This is a genomic window from Streptomyces sp. NPDC104371 (assembly GCF_055583785.1).
Map to the genome: position 1 here is coordinate 862142 of NZ_JBVJNF010000001.1, position 22014 is coordinate 884155.

Consider the following 22014-nt stretch of genomic DNA (forward strand, 5'->3'; position numbering starts at 1 on the left):
CCGCGCAAGCGCGGACACCCGGCAGACCCTTGATGCCGACTCTTGTGATGCCGACTCTCGAACCCAGGATTCTAAACACAGAGTCTCAACTCTCCACGACAGAAGGGATCAGCGGCGTGAGGCGGTCGACGACGAGTTGCACGACTTCGGCGGTCATGCCCTGGATGAAGAAGTGATCGCCGGGCAGCAGACGAAGGCGTGAACTGGTCGACTGCCCGCGCCAGCCCTCCAGTTCCGAGGGCCGCACCGTGCGGTCGTGGATCCCGCCGAGCACCGTGAGCGGCACGTCGAGCGGTGGTTCCTCGTGATACTCGTACGTCTCCAGGACCGCGAAGTCGGCCCGGAGCACGGGCAGGACCAGCTCCATCAGCTCGTCGTTCTCCAGGATCTCGCGCGGCGTTCCGTTGAACGCGCGCAGCCGGGCCTTCAACTCGGCGTCGGAGGCGCCGTGCAGCACCGGCTCGCGACGCCGGGCGGGGGCTCCGGACGCCGACACGAACAGGTGGCAGGGCATGGGCCACCCGCGGCGGCGCAGCAGCCGTGCCAGCTCGAACGCCACCAGTCCGCCCAGGCTGTGCCCGAAGAGGGCGAAGGGCCGGTCGAGCAGCGGCTCCATCGCGTCCGCCAGCGCACGGACCAGCGGCGGGAGGCGGGAGAAGGGCTGCTCACCGATGCGCCTGCCGTGGCCGGGCAGCTCGACCGGGCAGACCTCCACATCGCCCGGTACGAGCTGACCCCAGGTGCGGTACACCGCCGCCGACCCGCCCGCGTACGGCAGACACACCAGGCGGGTGGCGGCGGCCGGCCGGGCCCGCGGCACCCGGAACCACTGCTCCGTCACGCTTCGCTTCCCTCTACGCCGGTACCGCTCGCGGTGGCGGGCACCTCGTCCTCCCGCAGGAGTCGGCACAACTCCTCGATCCGGCGGTCGGGTTCGGCCACCACGGTCTGAAGCAACCGGCTCCACTGGCGGGTCACCCGGCCGACCAGCCGTGGATCGACGCGTTCGACGGCGTGCAGCCAGATGCCGCGCAGCGCCCCCGTGTCCTCGAGCATGATGAGGCTGAGATCCACCACCGCCGGTTCCATCCCCGGCGGCACGTGCACGAATCCCCGGTCGGCGGCGAGCGGCTCCAGCCGGACGTCACGCAGCATCGCGGCGGGCAGTGGCGCGTTGAGGAGGTTGAATCCCAGGCGGACCTGTTCGCACTGCGGCGCGAACTCGCGGCGCAGGGGCTGTAGCGGCGCGCCCTGGTGGGCGTACGCGTCGAGGATCCGCTCCCGGGACCGGGCGACCAGTTCGCGGAAGGTGGGGTCCCCGCCGAGATCCGCGCGCAGCACCAACGGGTTCACGAAGAAGCCGATGAGCTGCTCGGTCTCCGGCCGGTCGCGGCCCGCGGTGGGGAAGTCGACGGCGAGGTCCCGGCTCCCGGTGTACGCGGCGAGCTGGGCACCGAAGGCGGCCAGGAGCACCATGAAGAGGGTCGCGCCCTCGCGCTTGGCGAACTCCCGCAGCGCGGCGGTCAGTTCAGGGGACAGCTCGAAGGCGTGGCCCGAGGTGGCCACCGCCGCCTCGTCCGGGAGCCCGGCGTCGTCCAGCCGCGGCGGCGGCGGGAGTTCCGCGAGGGTACGCCGCCAGTACGCGGTGTCGGCGTCCAGCGCACCGCTCTCGAACGCCTGGCGCTGCCATGCCGCGAAGTCGGCGAACTGGAGCGGAAGGTCCGGCAACGTCGGCTCCCGCCCCTCGGCGAGGGCCTCGTAGGCGCCGACCAGGTCCTGGAGCAGCACCCCGTACGACCAGTTGTCGGTGACGGCGTGGTGGACGGTGAGCACCAGGATCCTCTCCTCGTCAGCGAGGGTGACCAGCCGCCCCCGTACCAGCGGGCCCTCCGCCAGGCGGAACGGGCTGCTGCTCTCCTCCTCGAGGACGGCGCGGATCGCCTGGCCCGGGTCCTCGGCCGCGGTGCCCTCCAGCCGGGACCGGGTCAGCGGCCAGGTACCGGTGGCCTCGACGACCTGTGCCAGCCCCGCCGACCGCGGGACCAGGCGGGTACGCAGCGATTCGTGCCGCCGCACCACATGGTCGAAGGCGCGCGCCAGGGCGTCCTCGTCGAGCCGTCCGCGCAGCCGCGCGGCGGTCACCACGTTGTGAGCGGGGCTCTCGGGGTCGATCGGGTGGTCGACGCAGAGCCATTCCTGCGCGTACGACAGCGGGAGGTCCGCGCCGCGCTCGGCTGTCGGGACGGGCACGAGCGCCGGGCCGCCGCCCTCCGTGGTGCCCTCCGCGCCGCCGTCCGTGTCGGCGTCCGTCAGCCATGCGGCCAGCGCCGCGACGGTCGGATACGCGAAGAGGTCGCGCAGGGACACCTCGCGTCCCAGCCGGGTCCGGATCCGCGAGACCGCCTGAGTGGCGAGCAGCGAGTGGCCGCCCGACGCGAAGAAGTCGTCGTGGATGCTCACCGCCTCCAGGTGCAGGAGCTGTTCCCAGATCTCGGCGAGGTCCCGCTCCAGGTCGTTACGCGGCGCCTCGTAGGGCGTGCGCGGATCGGAGCGGACGGCCCGGGGCTCGGGCAGCGCCTTGCGGTCCACCTTGTCGTTGGGGGTGAGGGGCAGCGCGTCGAGGAACACGAACGCGGAGGGGAGCATGTACGCGGGCAGCTTCTCGGCCAGCGCGGCACGCAGGCGCGGCTGGAGGGTGCGGGCGCGGCGGGACGCGGCACCGTTCACCCACGCGGACAGCGGCTCGGGCGGCACCGCGGCCGCCTCCGGGAAGGCCCGCGCCGGGGCCACGGGGTGCCCGTCGCCGCCCAGTCGGCGCAGCACGAGGTCGAACGCGCCGTCCGGGCCGTGCCGGGTCCAGTCCGGTTCGGCCCGGTATCCGGTCCGCTCGGCCAGGGCGGCCAGCTCCTCCGGATCGACCGCGCCCGCCGCCGCGGCGGCCAGGCTCTGCCGCAGGTCGGCGGCCGTGCCCCCGGTGGTGCCCAGCCGCTCCACCAGGTCGGCGAAGGGTCGCACCCGCGCGTTCGGCACGTCCCGGACGGCGATGACGTCCGCGGTGGCCGGGGCCAGCCGTTCCTGGAGTGCGGCCAGGGAGAGCCCGTCGGCACGCCAGTCGAGCGGGGCGAGGTCGGCGGGCGGGGCCTCCGGGTCGCTCGTGAGGATCACGTCGTACCGGAAACGGGTCAGTTCGTTGTCGTACCGGCCGCGCTTGGGCAGGATCCGCACCTCGGCGATGCCGGGCAGCCGGGCCTGCAACGCCAGGAAGAAGCGCGGGTCGATGACCAGTTCCTCCTCCTCGGCGGCCCGGCGCCGCACCCGCTTGCGCAACGCGTCGGCGCTCAGGCCGGGTGCCGCCCGGTGCAGCTCGACCGAGGCGTGGAACGCCTCGAGGAGCGGAAGGCTGCGGACGTCGCCCACGATGACGGCGCCACCGGGGGCGAGCCGGGGCAGCGCTCCCGCGATCACCCGGGCCAGGTACTCCTCGTCGGGGAAGTACTGCACCACCGAGTTGAGCAGGACGACGTCGAACTGCTGGTCCGGCAGCAGGTCGAGGCGGTCCGCCGCGCATGCGTGCAACTGCACGTCGCCGGGGAAGCGTTCGGGGTCGGCGGTCGCCCGCCGCAGCCGCGCCAGCGCCACGGCCGAGAAGTCGGTGCCCCAGTACCGCTTACAGTGCGGCGCGACCGCGTGCAGGATGAGGCCGGTGCCGCAGCCCACGTCCAGCACCGACTGCGGCGCGCGGCTCAGCACGCGCTCGGCGGTGCGGTCGACCCAGTCGCGCATCTCCTCGGCGGGGATGGGCTCGCCGGTGTAGCTGCTCGTCCAGCCGCTGATGTCGAAGGACGGGTCGACGTCCGCGGTCGGCTCGTCGTACGCCGTGTCCCAGATGGTGCGCCACTGGTCCAGCTCGTCGGGGCTCGTGGCGGGGTCGGCTCCGGACGGGTCGGCGACCACGTACGCCACCAGGCGCTGGTCGCCCGGTGTGTCCTCGCGTACGGTCACCACCGACTGCCGGACGGCCGGCTGCCGCGCCAGGACCTCCTCGATCTCCCCCAACTCGATCCGGAAGCCGCGCAGTTTCACCTGGTGGTCGATGCGGCCGAGGAACTCCAGGCTGCCGTCGCCGCGTCGGCGGACCAGGTCCCCGGTGCGGTACAGCCGGTCGCCGAGGCCGATGGGGAACGGGTGCGGCACGAACCGCTCGGCGGTCAGCTCCGGGCGGCCGAGATAGCCGAGCGCCAGCCCGGTGCCGCCGATGTGCAGCTCTCCGGGGACGCCCGGCGGGACGAGCGCGCCGTGGGCGTCGAGCACGTGCAGCTCGGTGTTGGCGATCGGCTCGCCCAGACAGACGGTGCCCTCGTCGATCCGGGCCACCGCCGACCAGATGGTGGTCTCGGTGGGGCCGTACATGTTCCACAGTTCGCCGCCGTCGCGGCTGAGCTGCCGGGCCAGGTCGGCGGGGAGCGCCTCACCGCCGCACAGCATGCGGAAGCCGGGGCGCGGCGACCAGCCCGCGTCGAGCAGCAGCCGCCAGGTGGACGGAGTGGCCTGCATCAGTGTGGCCCCGGTCTCCGACAGCACCGCGCGCAGCCGTCGGCCGTCGGCGGCCACCTCGCGGTCCACCAGGATCACCCGCGCACCGGTCGTGAGCGGCAGCAGCAGCTCCAGCATGGAGATGTCGAAGCACAGCGTGGTCACCGCCACCAGGGCGTCGTCCGGGCCGATCCCCGGCCGGTCCCGCATCGACCGGAGGAAGTTGGCGAGCGCGCGGTGCGGGATCCGCACGCCCTTGGGTGTGCCGGTCGAGCCGGAGGTGTAGATGACGTAGGCCAGGTCCTCGCCTCGGCTCTCCACGTCCGGCCGGGTGGTGGGTTCCGCCGCCAGCGCCTCGGTGGCCTCGTCCAGGCAGAGGACCCCCGCGGCCGGCTCGGGCAGGTCGGCGAGGACGGTGCGCTGGGTGAGCAGGAGCTTGAGCCCGGAGTCCCGCACCATGAAGGCGAGGCGCTCGCTCGGGTACGCCGGGTCCAACGGCACGTAGGCGGCGCCGGACTTGAGTGTGCCGAGGACCGCGACCGCCATCTCCGGCGTGCGCTCGGTGCAGATCCCGACGAGGTCGCCACGCCCGACGCCGAGCCGGTGCAGGTGGTGTGCGAGCCGGTTGGCCCGCCGGTCGAGTTCGGCGTACGTCAGGGTCTGTTCCCCGCAGCACAGGGCCGCCGCCTCCGGTGTCGCCCCGGCCCGCTCCTCGAAGCTGTGATGCGCCCAGCGCAGGTCCGGCCAGACGCGCCGGGTGTCGTTGGGCTCCCGGGCCAGCCGGTGCCGCTGTTCCTCGGTGAGCAGGCTCAGTTCGGAGAGACGGCGGTCGGGCGCGTCGGCGATCTCCTCGACCAGGACGCGCAGCGCGTCGGACAGTTGCTGGATGGTGGCGTGGTCGTAGAGGTCGGCGTTGTACTCGAACCAGCCGCTCAGCCCGTCCGGCCGGTCGAAGACCTGTAGCTCGAGGTCGAACCGGGCGGTGGCGCTCTCCAGCGTCAGCGGGGTGACCCGCAGCCCGCCCAGGTCCAGCTCCGGCATGTCGATGTTCTGGAAGACGAACGACACCTGGAACAGCGGCGACCGGGAGAGGTCGCGCTTGGGGTGCAGCTCCTCCACCAGCCGTTCGAACGGCAGTTCCTGGTGGGCGTAGGCCCCGAGGCAGGTCGCGCGCACCCGCGCCAGGGCCTCACGGAAGGTGGGGTCGCCGGAGAGGTCCGCGCGCAGGGCCAGGGTGTTGACGAAGAACCCGATCAGCGGCTCCAGTTCGGGACGGGTCCGGTTGGCGATGGGCGCGCCGATCACCAGGTCGTCCTGGTCGGCGTAGCGCTGGAGCACCACGGCGAACGCGGCCAGCAGCGTCATGAAGGGCGTCGCGCCCTCGCGTCGGCTCAGCGCGCGCAGCCGCGTCATCAGCGGTCCGGGCAGTTCGAAGGGGACCGATCCGCCGCGTGACGTCTGCACGGGCGGGCGCGGGCGGTCGGTCGGCAGGGCGAGGACCGGCGGGGCGCCGTCGAGCGCCTGCTTCCAGTACGTGAGGTCGTCGGTCACGCCGGAGCCGTCCGCCCGGCGGCGTTGCCAGGCGGCGTAGTCGGCGTACTGGAGGGGGAGTTCGGGCAGCGGTGAGGCGCCGCCCGCGCGCAGGACCGGATAGAGGGCGACCAGCTCCCGGACCGCCACCGCCATGGACCAGAGGTCGGCGACGATGTGGTGCATGGTGAGCAGCAGGACATGCTCCTCGGGGCCCAGCCGGAACACCCTGACCCGCAGCAGCGGGCCCTGCTCCAGCGCGAACGGCCGTCGGACCTCCTCCTGGGCCAGGCGCTGGACCTCGCGCTCACGGTCGTCGGCGGGGAGGTGGGCGCAGTCGACCACGGCGAAGTCGGCCCGCCCCGTCTCGGCCACTCGCTGTACGGGCTCGCCGTCGACCTCCGCGAAGGTGGTGCGCAACGCCTCGTGGCGCCGCACGATCTCGTCGGTGCAGCGCCGCCACACGTCGAGATCGAGCTGCCCGTGGATCCGTACCGCGCTGGGGACGTTGTAGGCGGCGCTGTCCGGCACGAGCTGTTGCAGGAACCAGAGCCGCTGCTGCGAGAAGGAGAGGGGGAACTGGCGCACCCGCGGCCGCCGGGCCCGTCCCAGCCGTTCGGCCAGCAGTCTCCGCTTCTGTTCGGCGGTCATGCCGTCCAGGTCAGGCATGCTCATGCCTCGGTCTCCCCTTCCAGGTCCGCCTCGGCCGCCTCTGCCGCGAGCAACTCCCGCAGCAGGGCGTCCACTTCGTCGTCCGGTAGCGTGTCCACGTCGGTCACCTCGGGCGGTTCGTCGCGCGCGAGTCGCTCGATGGGGGCGGGTTCCTCCGCCGCCGTCCCGCTGTCCGAGCCTCCGGCGGCGAGGAGCCGGGCGGTGTTGGCCACGGTCGGCAGGTCGAAGAAGTCACGCAGTGTCAGCTCCACGCCGAAGTGGGCCCGGAGCCGGGTACCGATCTGCACCGCCGCCAGGGAGTGACCGCCGAGCGCGAAGAAGTCGTCGTGCAGGCCGATCGGTTCGACTCCGAGCGCCTCCTGCCAGATGGCCGCGATGGCGGCTTCCTCCTCGGTGCCCGGCGCCACGTACGGGGTGTCCAGCTCGGGACGTGGGTGCACCGCGGTCGGCGCGGCCGTCTCCAGGTCCGCCGCCAGCCGGGCCGGATCGATCTCGGCGGCCAGGCGTCGCACGGTGGCCAAGTCCTGCCGGGAGACGACGAGTTGCGGCGGCATCGGCCGGGCCCGCAGGATGCGGCCGAACAGCTCCGTCCCCTCCTCGGCGGTCATGCCGGCGGCCAGGGCGTGCAGGGCCGCCAGTCCCCCCGGCTCGTGCGCGGCGGGCTCCGGAGTCTCGGGCGCGGGGGCCGCGGCTGCCGACTCGACCTGGTCGCGCATCGCCTCGGGCTCGTGGATGCGCTTCATGATGAAGTCACCGAGCCGCACCAGCAGTCGGCCCTCGTCGTCGTAGACGTCGGCATCGCAGACCAGGGTCTCGCCGGAGGTGTCGCCGCCCTCCTTGATCCGGATGTGGCAGGCCATCCGCCGGGTCAGGCCGCGTACGACGCGCAGGCTGCCGTACCAGAAGGGCAGGTAGTAGCCCTCGGCGGCGTGCACGCGGGACGCACCGCCGACCACGTCCAGCAACGCCGGGTGCAGCCGGTAGGTGTCGAGGTCGGCGGCGTACCGCTCCGGAAGCTCCAGGACGGCCACCATGCCCCGGCTGCCGACGTGGATGCGGGTGAGGCAGCGCCAGCGGCCCTGCACGGCGAACCGGATGATCCCGCCCTCGGCGGCGAAGTTCAGCCGGAGCCGCTGCCGCAGCGCCTGCTCGCCCTCGATGACCTCCTCGACCCCGGATTCCTCGAGCAGCTCGGCGACCTCGCGCGGCGTACGCTCCACGCGTTCGTGCAGCAGTACGGAGCCGGTGGCGTGCTCCTGCCAGTTCTGCGCCGCCCCCGGCACGCGGCTGCGGATCCGGAAGCTCAGGTCGCCGTCCGTGCGGTCCAGGACCGTGTACAGGTCACGCTCCTGCCCGTCGGGGACGATCACCGGCAGGGTGAACAGCACGTCGCGGAACTCGATCTCGCGTCCCGCCGCCAGGGGCTCCACCGCCGCCCGGACCATCTCCAGGTACGTGGTGCCGGGAACCAGGCCGTGCCCCTGCATCCGGTGCTCGTCGACGACCCAGCTCTCCGAGGTGCGGATCGTGGTCAGGAAGACCTCGGTGCTCTCCGTCCGCTGCAAGCGGCGTTGCAGCAGCGGGTGGCCGATGTCCTCGCCGGTGCCCGCGTCGGCGCCGGGCAGCGCGTGCGGGCCCGCCGCCATGCCGGTCTCGCGCCAGGTGTCCCAGGCCACCGCCGTCACGGGCGCGGACCCGCCCGCGGTACGCCAGGCGGCGAAGGCGTCCAGGAAGGCGTTGGCCGCGCAGTAGTCGGCCTGGCCGGGCCCGCCGAGCACCGCGGTCCGCGACGAGCACAGGAGGAAGAAGTCCAGGGGGTCGCGGGAGCACACCGCGTCGAGCACCAGCGTGCCGCGCGTCTTGGCGGCGAGCACGGCCTCGGTATCGGCGCGGGACGTCCCGGCGAGCAGCCCGCTCGCGGGGGCCCCGGCCGCGTGGACGACGCCATTGAGCGCGCCGAAGCGGGCACGCAACTCCTCCACCGCGCGGGTGGTCTGCTCAGCCTCGGTGATGTCGGCGCGGAGCACCATCGGTCGGGCGCCCAGGCTCCGCAGCGCTTGCAGGCGCCGGATCCGGGCGCTGGTCGGGTCGTCGGCGCCGTGCTCCGCGAGCCACTGCGGCCAGGCGTCCTCCGGCGGGAAGGCGCCCCGCCCGAGCAGCCCGATGGCCGGTGCCCGCACGGAGCGGGCCAGGTGCTCGGCGAGCGCGAGGCCGATGCCGCCCAGCCCGCCGGTGATGAGGTAGACGCCCTCGTCGCGAAGGCGCCCGCTGTCCGGCTCGCCCGCCTCCAGGGGGACGGGGTCGAACGTCCGCGCCCACCAGTGGCTGCCGCGCCAGGCCAGTACGTGCTCCGCCGGGGGTGCGGCCACCGCCGCCCGCAGGGCGTCGAGCACCGTCTCGGGCGGCGCGGCCAGGAGCTGCCCGGTGAGGTCGAGGAGGCGGCAGTCGACGTCCGGCACCTCCTGCGGGATCACCGTGCACGGGCCGAGGACGGTGGCGTTCTCGGGCTGGAGCGGCTCCTCCCCGGTCACGCCGAAGACGCCACGGGTGAGGACGTCGAGCGCGAGGGGCGGGTGTCCGGGGCGCTCGGACAGGGCCTGCGCGAGGGCCAGCAGGCTGTGGAAGCCGGTGTCCTGAGCGCGATCCAGCCGCGCCCGGTCCAGGTCCGCGGCGGGTTCACCGGCGAGGCTCCACAGGTGCAGGGCTCGGGCCGGTCGCAGGTCGTCCGCGTCGAGGGCGGCGAAGAGGCGTTGGAAGTCGTCCCGGCCGGCCGGGTCGACGGTGAAGGAACGCTCGCCGTCCCGCGCGAAGCCGTCACCCGCGGACACCCCGACGACGGTGCAGCCCGCGGCCTCCAGACCCTGCCGCAGCGTCCGGCCCAGGGGCAGGTCCGCGCCGAGCACGAGCCACGGCCCCGACGCGGCGAGGGACGGGGAGGCGGGCGGGGGGAGACGCCGCCAGCTCGGCGAGTACGTCCATCCCGCGGGCTCCGCCGGGCCGGGCTCGGCAACGCTCGGGGCAGGCTCCGCCGGGCCGGGGTCGACCCAGTACCGCTGCCGCTGGAAGGGGTACGAGGGAAGGCGCACCCGGCGGCGGCTGCCCGCGTCGAGCTGTGCTGCCCAGTCGACCTCCGCGCCCCCGGACCACATCGCCCCCACCGCCTCCAGCAGCACCTGCCGGTCGGGGCGCTCCTCGCGGGGCTGGCGCAGCGTGGCGGCCACGACCCGGTCCGGCGTCCACGAGCGGTGCTGCCGGGCGAAGTTCGACAGCGACTGGCCCGGTCCGACCTCCAGCAGGAGCAGGTCCGGGTCGGCGAGCAACGTCGACAGGTTGTCGGCGAACCGCACGGTGGAGCGCAGGTGGGTGCCCCAGTACTCGGGGTCGGTGGCCTCGGCGTCCTCGATCCAGGTCCCGCTCACGTTGGAGCCGAAGGGGATCCGCGGGGCGTGCAGCCGGATCGTGCCGACCTCCTCCCGGAAGGGGTGCACCGCGTCCTCCACCAGGGGCGAGTGGAACGCGTGCGAGGTGTGCAGGCGACGGCAGCCGACGCCGGACGCGGCGAGCCGCCCCCGCAGACGCTCGACAGCCTCGACCGGACCGGCGACCACACAGAGCGTCGTGGCGTTGACGGCCGCGACGCAGAGGTCGTCGTCGAGCAGCGCCTTCGTCTCGTCCTCGGGCAGGAAGACCGCGAGCATCGCCCCGTGCGGGGTCGCCTGCATCAGCCTGCCGCGCGCCGCCACCAGCGCGGTGGCGTCCTCCAGCGTGAACACCCCGGCGACGCAGGCGGCCACGTACTCGCCGATGCTGTGACCGGCCATGGCGTGCGGCACGAGACCCCAGGCCATCAGGGTGCGGGCCAGGGCGTACTCCACGGCGAAGAGGGCGGGCTGGGCGAGTGCCGTCTCCTCCAGACGCGCCGCGGCCTTCTCGGCCTCCTCCGGCGGCGGGAACAGGACCGCCCGCAGATCCTCGTCGAGGTGCGGCGCGAACAGCGTGAGGCAGCGGTCGAGTTCGGCGCGGAAGACCGGCTCGTCGGCGTACAGCTCGCGGGCCATGCCGGGGTACTGCGTGCCCTGGCCCGGGAAGAGGAAGGCCACCTTCGCGGCCCGGCCCGCCGTCCGCGTCTCGCCGACGCGTGCCGCCTGCCGCAGCCGCCGTACGGCGTCGGCACGGTCCACGCAGACCACGGCCCGGCGCTGTGCGAAGGCGCGCCGCCGTGCCGCCAGGGTGAAGGCGACGTCGGCGAGTTCGTCACCCGGGTTGGTCTCCAGGTGGTCCGCCAGTCGCTCCGCCGTCTGCGCCAGGGCCTGGTCGGTACGTGCCGAGAGGGTCAGCAGTTGCCAGGGGCGGCCGGGCTCGGCGGGGCGCGGCGCGGGCCCCTCCTCCAGCACCACATGCGCGTTGGTCCCGCCGATGCCGAACGAGCTGACCCCGGCCCGGCGCGGCTCCTCGTCGCGGGGCCAGGGCCGGTGCGTGGTGTTCACGAAGAAGGGGCTGGACTCCAGGTCGAGCTCCGGGTTGGCCCGCTCGAAGTGCAGGCTGGCGGGGATGGCCTCGTGCCGCAGCGCGAGCGTGGCCTTGATCAGTGCGGTCGCCCCGGCGGCGGCGTCGAGGTGGCCGACGTTGCTCTTCACCGACCCGAGGGCGCAGTAGCCACGCGCCTCGGTCTCCTCCCGGTACGCGCGGGTCAGGGCGGCGATCTCGATGGGGTCGCCGAGGGCCGTACCGGTCCCGTGGGTCTCCACGTAGCCCACCGTCTCCGGCGACACCCCCGCGATGCCCAGCGCCTCGGCGATCACCTCCGCCTGGCCCTCGACGCTCGGTGCGGTGTAGCCGACCTTGAGCGCGCCGTCGTTGTTGACGGCCGAGCCCCGGATCACCGCGTCGACGAGGTCACCCTGTTCGCGCGCGTCGGCGAGGCGACGCAGCACCACGAGGGCGACGCCGTTGCCGATGACGGTGCCCCCGGCGGCGGCGTCGAACGGGCGGCAGTGTCCGTCCGGCGACAGGATGCCGCCCGGTTCGTGCAGATAGCCGTTGCGCAGCGGGACGTTGACGGAGACGCCACCGGCCAGGGCGATGTCGCACTCCCCGGAGAGCAGGCTCTGGCAGGCGAGGTGGACCGCCACCAGCGAGGTGGAGCAGGCGGTCTGCACCGTGATGCCGGGGCCCTTGAGGCCGAGCTTGTACGAGACCCGGGTGGCGAGGAAGTCCTTGTCGTTGGCGAGCTGGGTCTGGTACTGGCCGAGGGTCTCGACGACGCCGCGGTTCGCCAGCAGGTTGAAGAGCAGGTACGTGTTGAGGCTGGCACCGCCGAAGACGCCGATCCGGCCCGGGAACGCCTGCGGGTCGTACCCCGCCGACTCCAGCGCCTCCCAGGCGCATTCGAGGAAGACGCGGTGCTGCGGGTCCATCAGCTCGGCCTCGCGCGGGGACAGGCCGAAGAAGCCCGCGTCGAAGGTGTCGGCCCCGTCGAGGACGCCCTTGGCGCGCACGTAGCCGGGCTGCGCCAGCAGCGTCGGGCTGACGCCCTGCGCACGCAGCTCCTCCTCGGAGAAGAAGGAGAGGCACTCCTCACCGGCTGCCAGGTTGTCCCAGAACGCGCCGACGTCGGCCGCCTTGGGGAAGCGCCCCGCCATGCCGATGATGGCCACCTGCGACAGGTCGTCGGTCGAGTCGGTCACGGTCGGTCTCCTTGAGATTCGTTGCGGTTCCGGGAGCGGCGGCCGGCGGCGGCACGGCGCGCCGCCATGGCCTCCCGGCGGCCGGCCACTCGCCCGCGGGCGTCGGCCAGCGGATCGGCGGCGGTGCCCGGGGTGCCGGTCAGGTGTGCGGCCAGGGTGCGCACCGTCGGGAACTGGAACAGCTCGACGAGCGTGAGGGGACGCCGTAGTTCCGTCTCGAGCGTGCCGCGCAGCTCGGCCATGAGCAGCGAGTGGCCGCCCAGTTCGAAGAAGTTGTCGTTGACGCCCACCTGGTCGAGGCCGAGCAACCGGGTCCAGGCCTCGGCGACGGTGCGCTCCACCCGGTCCCTGGGCGCCTCGTAGGGGACGGCCAGTTCGGGGCGGGACAGCTCCGGCGCGGGCAGGGCGGCGCGGTCCACCTTGCCGTTGGGCGAGAGCGGGAAGGCGGGCAGGGTGACGAAGGCGGCGGGCACCATGTAGTCCGGCAGCCGCTCCTTCAGATACGTGCTGAGCTCGCCCGCCGTGGGCGGCTCGTCGGCGGTCAGGTACGCCACGAGCCGGGTGTCGCCGCCTTGTCCACGGGCGGTGACGACGGCCTCCCGTACGGCGGGATGAGCGGCCAGCACCTTTTCGATCTCGCCGAGTTCGATGCGGAGTCCGCGGAGCTTCACCTGATGGTCGAGCCTGCCGAGGTATTCGATGGCCCCGTCGTCGCGGAAGCGCGCCAGGTCCCCGGTGCGGTAGATACGGGCCCCGGGATCCGGGTCGAACGGATGGGGGACGAAGCGCTCGGCGGTCAGCTCCGGGCGGTCGAGATACCCGCGGGCCAGGTTGCGGCCGCCGATGCACAGCTCGCCGACGACACCGCGCGGCACCGGTCGCAGCGCCGGATCGAGCACGTACATCTGTGTGTTGGCGATGGCGTGGCCGATGGGTACCGGCCGGGTGTCGCCGTCACGTCGGCAGGCCCAGGCGGTGACGTCCACGGCCGCCTCGGTCGGGCCGTACAGGTTGTGCAGCTCGGCCGGAAGGTGGGCGAAGAAGCGCTCCTGGAGCTCCCGGGGCAGGGCCTCGCCGCTGCAGAACACCCGGCGCAGACCGCGGCAGTCCTTCGCCCCGTCCTCCCGCAGGAAGACCTGGAGCATCGCGGGCACGAAGTGCAGCGTGGTGATCCCCTCGCGCCGGATGGTCTCCACCAGGTAGCGGCCGTCCTTGTGCCCCTCCGGACGGGCCACCACCAGACAGGCGCCCGTCGTCAGCGGCCAGAAGAACTCCCAGACCGACACGTCGAACGAGTACGGCGTCTTCTGGAGCACGCTGTCGGAGGCGTCGAGCCGGTAGGCGTCCTGCATCCACAACAGGCGGTTGCGGATGCCCGCGTGGACGTTCATGACGCCCTTGGGACGCCCGGTGGAGCCGGAGGTGTAGATGACGTAGGCGAGGTCCTCGCCGCCGACCCGGACCCGCGGCCGCTCGCCGGACTCGCGCCCGAGATCCTCGGCCGCCTCGTCCACGCAGAGCACGACGGCCTCGTGGTCCGGCAGCCCCGGCACCAGGCGGCGCTGCGTCAGCAGCACCGGCACGCGCGCGTCGGCCAGCATGAACTCCAGGCGCGAGCGCGGATAGCCGGGGTCCAGCGGCAGGTAGGCGCCGCCGGCCTTGAGCGTGGCGAGCAGCGAGACCACCAGCTCGGTGGAGCGCTCCATGCAGATGCCCACCAGCACGTCCCGGCCCACGCCCGACCGGCGCAGCCGGTGGGCCAACTGGTTGGCGCGACGGTCCAGTTCGGCGTAGGTGAGCCGCTCGCCCTCGAAGCGCAGCGCCTCGGCGTGCGGTGTCGCGTCGGCCTGTGCCTCGAACATCTGGTGGATGAGGCCCGCGTCCGGCCACTCCCGCACAGCGCCCTCGCCCAGGGCCAGCACCTCGCGTCGCTCCGCCTCGTCGAGGATCGGGAGGCCGCCGACGGGCTGGTCGGGCCGGTCGGCCACGGCGGCGAGCAGGCGCTGGAGATACCGCGCGACGCGGTCGGCGGTGGGCGCGTCGAAGAGGTCGAGGCTGTACTCGAGTCGGCCGTGCACGGTGTCGCCCTCCTCGCTCAGCAGCAGCTCGAGGTCGAACTTGGCCGTGCCGCCGTCGGCGGGCATCGGCTCGACGCGCAGCCCCCCGCCGCTCCAGGCCGGGAACGGGACGTTCTGGAGGGCGAAGCCGACCTGGAAGATCGGGGTACGCGCCAGGCTGCGCTCCGGTTTGAGCGCCTCGACCAGCCGCTCGAACGGCACGTCCTGGTGGTCGTACGCGTCGAGGCACACCTGGCGCACCCGGCCGAGCAGTTCCCGGAAGCTCGGGTCGCCGGAGAGGTCGGTACGCAGCGCCAGCGTGTTCACGAAGAGCCCGATCAGGGGTTCCAGCTCGGGCAGCCGCCGGTTGGCCACCGGCGTGCCGATCACCACGTCGTCGACGCCGCCGAGGCGGGCGAGCAGGGCCTGGAAGGCGCCGGTCAGGACCATGAACAGCGTGGCGCCCTCCTGCCGGGCGAGGGCGCGCAGCCGCCGGACGACGAGCGGGTCGAGCCGCAGCTCCAGCGCGGCACCCCGGTAGCTCTTCTCCGGGGGGCGCGGACGGGCCAACGACAGGTTCAGCTCGGCGGGCGCTCCGCGCAGTTGCCGGACCCAGTGGTCGAGGCCGTCCCCGTCGGCCTGTCGGCCGAGCGCCTCCTGCTGCCAGAGGGCGAAGTCCGGGTACTGCACGGCGAGTTCGGGCAGAGGGCTCGGCCGACCGGCACCGAAGGCGGCGTAGAGGGCGAGCACCTCCCGCAGCAGGACGCCCAGGGACCACTGGTCCGAGACGATGTGGTGCATGGCGAGCAGTACGACGGTCTCCTCGTCGGAGACGCGGAGCAGCTCGAAGCGGAGCAGCGGTCCGTCCGCGAGCCGGAAGGGGCGCGCGAAGAAGCTCTCCGCCCGCGCGCGGACCTGCTCCTCGATGCCGTCCGGGCCCGCGAGGTCGCGCACCTCCAGCTCGGCGGGGACCTTTGGGCGTACGGCCATCGAGGGCTTGCCGTCGATCTCGGGGAAGACCGCGCGCAGCGCCTCGTGACGCCGCATCACCTCGTCGCAGGCCCGCCGGAACACCGCGGCGTCGAGATCGCCGCGGACGCGGAGGGCGGCGGGTATCAGGTAGGCGCGGTTGCCGCTGGAGAGCTGTTCGAGGAACCACAGCCGCCGCTGTGCGAACGCCGGTGGCACGGGCAGGGCGGGGTCGGCGCGGCGGGGCACGGTGGGCACCTCGCGGTCGCCCGGTGCCGTACCCGTCATCGGCTGTGCGCCCCGTTCCCGCAATCGGTACGCGAGCGCGGACACGGTGGGGCGTTCGAACAGCTCCCGCAGCGGCAGCTCCACCCCGAGGACGGACCGCAGGCGGGTGGTGACCCGCGTGGCGAGCAGTGAGTGGCCGCCGAGCGCGAAGAAGTCGTCGTCCGCTCCCACCTGGTCGACGCCGAGCAGGTCGGCGAAGACGTCGGCGATCGCCTGCTCCAGCGGGTCGGCGGGGGCCCGGTAGGGCGTCCGCAGCTCCGCGCGGCCGAACTCCGGCTCCGGTAACGCCGCGCGGTCGATCTTGCCGTTGGGGGTGAGCGGGAGCGCGGTCAGGAACACGAAGGCCGAGGGCACCATGTACGCGGGCAGGCTGTCCCGCAGGAAGGCGGCGATCTCCGCGGACTCCGGCGCCTCGGCGCAGGCGAGATGGGCGACCAGCCGGGTGTCCCCCGCGTGCTCGCGGGCGGTGACCACCGCGGCGCTCACCCCGGGGTGGGCGGTGAGCGCCCGCTCGATCTCCCCGAGTTCGATACGGAAGCCGCGGACCTTCACCTGGAAGTCGATACGGCCGAGGAACTCGATGCTGCCGTCACCGCGGCGGCGCACCAGGTCGCCGGTGCGGTAGAGCCGCTCCCCCAGGTCGTTCGGGGCCGGGTGGGCGACGAAGCGATCGGCGGTCAGCTCCGGCTGGTTCAGATAGCCGCGGGCCAGTCCGGCGCCGCCGATGTGCAGTTCGCCCGGCACGCCGGTGGGCACGAGCTGTCCGCGCCGGTCGAGGACGAGTAGTTCGGTGTTCGCGATCGGCTCACCGAGGGAGACCGGCCCGGTGTCGATCCGGGAAACCGCCGACCAGATGGTGGTCTCGGTGGGGCCGTACATGTTCCAGAGTTCCGCGCCCAGGGGAAGGAGTCGGCCTGCGAGGCCCGGCGGCAGTGCCTCGCCGCCGCACAGCATCCGCAGGTGCGGTCGGCCCGCCCAGCCCGAGTCGACCAGCATCCGCCAGGTCGAGGGGGTGGCCTGCACGATCGTCGCTCCGGCGGCGTCGAGCGCCTCCGCCAGCGCCGGGCCGTCGGCGGCCACGTCCCGCGGGACCACCACCACGCGCGCCCCGGCCACCAGGGGCAGCAGGAGCTCCAGTACGGAGATGTCGAACGCGAGGCTGGTGACGGCCAGGAGGACGTCGTCGCGGGCGATGCCCGGACGCTCCTGCATGGCACGCAGGAAGTTGGCGAGGGCACCGTGGGTGATCTGCACCCCCTTCGGCCTGCCGGTCGAGCCCGAGGTGTAGATCACGTACGCGAGGTCGCCGGGGCCGGGCTGCTCGCCGGGCGCGGGCGTCGGCTCGTCGGGGAGTTCCTCGTCCAGCTCGTCCAGGCAGAGCACGGCGGCGGCGGCACCGGCCGGCACGTGCTCGGCCACGCGGCGCTGGGTGAGCACCACCGGGGCCCCGGAGTCCTCGATCATGAACTCCAGGCGTGCGCGGGGATAGGCCGGGTCGAGGGGCAGGTAGGCGCCGCCCGCCTTGTGCACGGCCAGCAGCGCGACCACCATCTCCAGCGAGCGCTCCAGGCAGAGGGCGACCAGCACGTCCCGGCCCACCCCGAGGCGGCGCAGCCGGTGGGCGAGCTGGTCGGCGCGCCGGTCCAGCTCCGCGTAGGACAGGGCACGGTCCCCGAAGCGGACCGCCTCGGCGGTGGGCGTCTCCCGCACCCGGCGGGCGAACCGCAGGTGAGCGAGGTCGCCCTCGGGCCAGGTACGGCGGGTGTCGGCGCCCGGCGCCGACAACGACCGCCGCTCCTCCTCGCCGAGCAGCGGCAGCGCCCCGACGGGCCGGTCCGGGTCGGCCGCCGCCTCCCGCGCCAGTCGGCACAGGTGGTCCGCCAGCCGGGCGACGGTCGGCTCGTCGAAGAGGTCGCTGTTGTACTCGAACAGTCCGCTCAGGCCGCCCTCGTCCTCGACGAGCTGCAACTCCAGGTCGAACCGGGCCGTGCGGCTGCGGACGGTGACACGGGAGAACTCGAGCCCCGCCACGCGCAGGGTGGGCAACGGCTGGGTCTGGTAGGCGAAGCTGATCTGGACGATCGGCGGGCGGCCTAGATCGCGCGGTGGCTTCAGCTCCTCCACCAGCTTCTCGAACGGCACCTCCTGGTGTGCGTAGGCGCCGAGGCAGGCGTCGCGCACCCGCTCCAGCAGTTCGGCGAAGGTCGGGTCACCGGAGCAATCGGCGCGCACGGGCAGGGTGTTGACGAAGAAGCCGATGAGCCGTTCCAGTTCGGCCCGCTCGCGATTAGCGACCGGGATGCCGACGACAACGTCGTCCTGGCCGCAATAGCGGTGCAGCAGCACCTGGAACAGCGCGAGCAGCACCATGAACGGTGTGGCGTCGCGTCGTCGGCCGGTGGCGGCCAGGTCGCGTACCAGGGGGGCGGGCAGGTCGAAGTGCCACGAGCCGCCGCGGAAGGACTGCACCGCGGGACGCGGGTGGTCCGGCGGCAGCTCCAGCACCGGCGGGGCTCCGGCGAGGCGTTCCTTCCAGTAGCGCAGCGCTCCGGCCGAGGCATCCGGCCGCGCGTGCCGCTCCCGCAGGGCGACGTCCCCGTACTGGATCTCCAGCGGGGGCAGCGGGGAGGGTCGGCCCTCGGCCAGGGCCGCGTAGATCTCGGCGAACTCCGCGAAGAGCACGGTCACGGACCAGCCGTCCGAGACGATGTGGTGCAGGACCACGACGAGGAGATACTCGTCGTCGGCCGTCCGCAGCAGCCGCATCCGCAGCAGCGGCCCGGCCGTCAGGTCGAACGGTGCCGAGATCTCGGCCGCGATCCGCTCCTGGCAGGCCGCCTCGCGCGCCGCCGCGGGCAGGGCGCGCAGGTCCTCCTCCGGGATCTCCACCGTCACGCGCTCCGCCACCACCTGCACCGGGGTGTCGTCGCGCTCGGCGAAGGTGGTCCGCAGTGACTCGTGCCGGTGGACCAGCTCGGTGACGGCGGCACGCAGCAGGTCGCGATCGAGGGCACCGCGCACGCGCACGGCCGCGGGCACCACGTACGCCGTCGTGCCGGGCGTGAGCCGTTCCAGGAACCACAACCGCCGCTGCATGGCGGAGAGCGGATAGACCTTCTCCGCCTTCTCCCGCGCCTGTGCGGCCAGTTGCTTCGCAAGGTGTGCGCGCTGCTCGGGTGAGAGACTCGCCAGCCGTTCCCGCAGGCTCGCCATCAGCGTCCCTCCTCGAGCAGCGCGCGGGCCTCGGCCTCGGGCAGGCGCGTCAGCTCGGCGAGGAGCGCCTCGGTGTCGTCGCCCGGCGCCTCCTCGGTGCCGGTCTCCGCGTCGTCCTCCGGTTGTTCGTCCTCCAGTTGTTCCAGGATCTGCTCCGCCACCCGCCGCACCGACGCGCCCTTGAGCAGCGCGACGAGCGGCAGGGTGACCCCGAGCCGGTCCCGGATCTGGACCCGCAGGCCTGTGGCCATCAGCGAGTCCAGGCCCAGGTCGAGCAGGGGCTGGTCGAGCCCCACCTCGACGGTGGCGGCGCCGGAACGGCGGCGCGGGCCGCTGCCGGACCCCAGGGCCGCGCCGACGCCGCGGGCGAGATGGTCGGCGAGGATGTCGAAGCGCTCGTCCTCCTTCAGCGCCAGCAGGTCCTCGCGGGTGAGCAGCGAACTGTCGGCGGCGGACGCGGTCGTGCTCTCCCCGGTGGCCGTACGCTCCCCGGCGACCGTCGCCTCCTCCCGGTCGGCCTCGTCACCGGCCGTCATGGCCACGGTGGCCGCGGGCGCGTCGTACCAGTGGCGCGTCCGGACGAAGGGCGAGGTGGGCACCGGCACGCGTGTGCGCGAGTAGCCCCGGTCGAACCCGGCCCAGTCGACGTCGGTGCCGTGCTCGTACAGCTCGGCGAGGGTGGACAGGGCGGTACGCCAGTCGTCCTCGCCGGAGCGGAGACTCGGCGCGGTGAGCAGCTCGTCGCCGGGCTGTTCCGCCCGTATCCGGTCGACGAGGGCGGCGTCCGGGCCGATCTCGACGAAGCGCGTGTACCCGAGGCTTCGCAGCGTCGACACGGCGTCGGCGAACCGGACCGGCCGGTGGACCTGCCGACACCAGTGCTCGGCGTCGGGCGCCTCGTCCCACGGCCAGAGCGCTCCGTCCAGGCCCGAGACGAACGGGATGCGCGGCGGCGACTGGCTGATCCCGTCGGCGGTCTGACGCAGCGGCGCGAGGTCCGTCTCGACCGGCGTCGCGTCGGACGGGAGGTGCAGGCGCGCCCGCCGCGTCACGAGCCGCAGCGCGTCCTCCAGGCTCATCACCCCGGCCGTGTGGGCGGCGGCGATCTCGCCCGGACCGTGCCCGAACACCGCGGCCGGTCGCACGCCCCACGCGTGCCACAGCTCGGTGAGCGCGTACTGCACGGCGAAGAGCGCCGGTTGCGCCAAGGTGGGCCGGTCCAGGTGCGACGCGCCCGGATCCTTCGGGAACAGGACGTCGAGGAGCGGGACTTCCAGGTCGCCCCGGAGCAGTTCGTGACAGCGGTCCAGTGCCTCCCGGAAGACCGGCGCGCTCTCGTACAGGGCGTGGGCCATGCCGGGACGCTCGGTGCCCGCGCCGCTGTAGAGGAACGCCACCTCGGGCTCGCGCCCGTCGGTCGCGGCGGCCCCGTTCGGCGCGGAGCGGTCCAGGACACCGGCGAGCGCCGCGTCGAGTTCGGCCGCGGACCCGCCCACGACCGCCAGGCGGTGCGGGAAGTGGGACCGCCCGGTGTTGGCGGAGTAGCAGTGGTCCGCGACCGGCGCCTGGGCCGCGCGCCCCAGCCGGTCGCGGTGGCGCTCCACGAGCAGGCGCAGTCCGGCTTCGCTGCGGGCGGAGAGGGCGAGGACGTTCAGCGGGCGGCGCTCGTCCGCGGTGGCCGGGGCCCGGCCGGGGCCCTCCTCGACGAGGAGGTGCACATTGGTCCCGCTCAGGCCGAAAGCGCTGACGCCCGCGATACGGCGGCCGTCGCGCGGAGTCCATTCGGTCAGCTCGGTGGGGACGGCGAAGGGGGGCCGGTCGACCGCGATGTGCGGGTTGAGGCGCTCGAAGTGCAGGTGCGGCGGGATCGAGCGGTGCCGCAGCGCCAGGACCACCTTGATCAGTCCCGCGATCCCGGCGGCGGCCTCGAGATGACCGAAGTTGGTCTTCACCGAGCCGAGGTGCCACTCGGCGCCCGGTGCCGCCGGATAGACGTCGGCCAGCGCCTCCACCTCGATGGGGTCGCCGAGGGTGGTGCCGGTGCCGTGCGCCTCGACGTACGACACCTGCCCGGCCTCGACACCGCTCGTCTCCAGAGCGCGGCGCAGCAGCTCGCGTTGGGACAGTACGTTGGGGGCGGTGAGGCCGGTGCTGCGGCCGTCCTGGTTGACGGCACCGCCGCGGATGACGGCGAGGACCTCGTCGCCCGCGGCGACGGCGTCGGAGAGGCGCTTGAGGACCACGATCCCGCAGCCCTCGCCGCGGACGAAGCCGTTCGCCCCGGCGTCGAAGGTCCGGCACCGCCCGTCCGGCGACATCATGCCGAACTGCGAGAAGCCGATGGTGGCCAGCGGCGAGAGGATGACATTCACGCCGCCCGCGAGGGCCATGTCGCAGTCGCCGGTCCGCAGGCTCTGGCAGGCGAGGTGCACGGCGAGCAGCGAGGAGGAGCAGGCGGTGTCGATCGACACCGCCGGGCCGCGCAGGTCCAGCAGGTAGGCGAGGCGGCCCGAGACGATGCTGTGCGCGGTGCCGGTGACCGCGTACGGCGTCAGGTCGTCGGGGCGGGAGAACCGCTGGAGCCCGTAGTCGCTGTTGATCACGCCGACGAACACACCGGTCCGGCTCCCGGCCAGGTCGGCGTACCCGGCGTTCTCCAGCGCCTCCCAGGCCACCTCCAGCACCAGGCGCTGGTTGGGGTCCATCGCCTCGGCCTCGCGCGGTGAGATGCCGAAGAAGGCGGCGTCGAACTCGTCGATCCGGTCGAGGAAGCCGCCCCACTTCGTGGTCATCTTCCCGGGGCGTCCCACCTGCGGGTGGTAGTAGGCGTCGGTGTCCCAGCGGTCGGCCGGAACCTCGCGGATGGCGTCGACGCCCTCGGCGAGCAGCCGCCAGTACGAGTCGGCGTCGTGCACGCCGCCCGGGAAGCGGCAGCCGACGCTCACCACCGCGATGGGCTCGGTGCGTCCGCGGCGTGCCGCCTCCAGCTCCCGCTGGAGCCGGTCGATGGCGGTGAGCGCCCGCTTCAGCACGGGGGACGACTTGGTGGCGGCCGGCTGGCTCAT

5 protein-coding genes are annotated in these 22014 nt (G+C 73.7%); all 5 read right to left on the reverse strand.

Annotation, left to right across the window (positions count from 1 at the left end; all coding sequences use genetic code 11):
* Positions 1-85 precede the first annotated feature (85 nt).
* Genes ACZ60T_RS04000 through ACZ60T_RS04020 form a run of 5 tightly spaced genes read right to left on the reverse strand, consistent with a single transcriptional unit; the run spans position 86 to position 22014 of the window.
* Entirely contained in the window at positions 86-841 is a 756-nt protein-coding gene (locus ACZ60T_RS04000) for a thioesterase II family protein (RefSeq protein ID WP_365630872.1), read from the reverse strand.
* Positions 838-6738 (reverse strand): amino acid adenylation domain-containing protein, encoded by a 5901-nt coding sequence (locus ACZ60T_RS04005; protein WP_469664200.1) that lies wholly within the window; start codon positions 6736-6738, stop codon positions 838-840. The genes ACZ60T_RS04000 and ACZ60T_RS04005 overlap by 4 nt, the downstream gene beginning before the upstream one ends.
* A complete protein-coding gene (locus ACZ60T_RS04010; protein ID WP_469664202.1) occupies positions 6735-12422 on the reverse strand; it encodes a type I polyketide synthase in 5688 nt (1895 codons plus the stop codon). Before ACZ60T_RS04010 ends, ACZ60T_RS04005 begins: the two co-directional genes overlap by 4 nt.
* Positions 12419-18949 carry an amino acid adenylation domain-containing protein gene (locus ACZ60T_RS04015; protein WP_469664204.1) on the reverse strand — a complete coding sequence of 2177 codons (6531 nt, stop codon included), beginning with the start codon at positions 18947-18949 and terminating at the stop codon, positions 12419-12421. The genes ACZ60T_RS04010 and ACZ60T_RS04015 overlap by 4 nt, the downstream gene beginning before the upstream one ends.
* Positions 18949-22014, reverse strand: a complete 3066-nt coding sequence (locus tag ACZ60T_RS04020) for a type I polyketide synthase (RefSeq protein ID WP_469664206.1) — start codon at positions 22012-22014, stop codon at positions 18949-18951. The genes ACZ60T_RS04015 and ACZ60T_RS04020 overlap by 1 nt, the downstream gene beginning before the upstream one ends.

Bases quoted from the DNA above. Each gene is read 5' to 3' on its own strand.
- ACZ60T_RS04005 (WP_469664200.1), bottom strand. From the start codon at position 6,738: ATGAGCATGCCTGACCTGGACGGCATGACCGCCGAACAGAAGCGGAGA.
- ACZ60T_RS04015 (WP_469664204.1), bottom strand. From the start codon at position 18,949: ATGGCGAGCCTGCGGGAACGGCTGGCGAGTCTCTCACCCGAGCAGCGC.
- ACZ60T_RS04020 (WP_469664206.1), bottom strand. From the start codon at position 22,014: ATGAGCCAGCCGGCCGCCACCAAGTCGTCCCCCGTGCTGAAGCGGGCG.